The sequence below is a fragment of the Streptomyces sp. ActVer genome, from assembly GCF_027270795.1.
Taxonomy (GTDB): Bacteria; Actinomycetota; Actinomycetes; order Streptomycetales; family Streptomycetaceae; genus Streptomyces; species Streptomyces umbrinus_A.
Genome location: NZ_JAPWHT010000998.1, coordinates 1 through 685, shown reverse-complemented (window position 1 = coordinate 685; position 685 = coordinate 1). Strand labels below are relative to the sequence as shown.

General features: G+C 78.0%; 1 pseudogene. It reads left to right on the top strand.

The window, feature by feature from the left end:
- A pseudogene (locus tag O3Q52_RS53815) lies at nucleotides 1-685 on the top strand (ATP-dependent helicase); the annotation flags it as partial.

The following is a 685-nucleotide window of genomic DNA, read 5'->3' as shown; positions in this document are numbered from 1 at the left end:
CTGGGGCGCCGCCGCGCTGCACGCCCTGCGCCTCGTCGCGCGCGGACGGCTGCTGCCCGGCCTGACACCCGACGGATTCGACGCGTGGCGCGCCGGCCCCCTGGACCCGGACGACATCGCCCACCTGAGGGCGGTCGCCGCGTCCCTTCCGTACGAAGGACACGCCGTGCCGCTGCCGGGCCGAGGCCCGCTCCAGCTGCCCGACCGGGAAGCGCTGATGCGCGCCTTCGTGGACGCGGTCGCCGACGCCCTGCCCCGCACCGCCGCCGCGCCGTACGCCACCGGGAAACCCTTCGCCGCCGCCGGGCCCCAGCGGTTGCCGGGCGCCCAGGACTGGGCGGCGGAGGTCGCCGCGGGCATGGACGCGGGGGTGCGGATCTCGCTGCGCCTGGACCTGTCTGCGTACGAGCTCTTCGACGACAGCGAGGGCGCGCGGCGTGCGGGCGCGGCCGTCGTCCAGGTGCACAGCCTCGCCGACCCCACCCTCGTCGTCGACGCCGCGGCCCTGTGGGCGGGTGCCGCCGACACGGCGTTCGGACCGCGTGCCCGTGTCGACGCGGCTCTGGCCGTGCGCCGCGCGGCCCGCGTCTGGCCGCCCCTGGACCGGCTGTCCGGGCAGGACGTGCCGGACGTACTGGCCCTGTCCGAGGACGAGTTGTCGGACCTGCTCGGCGTCGCCGCGACC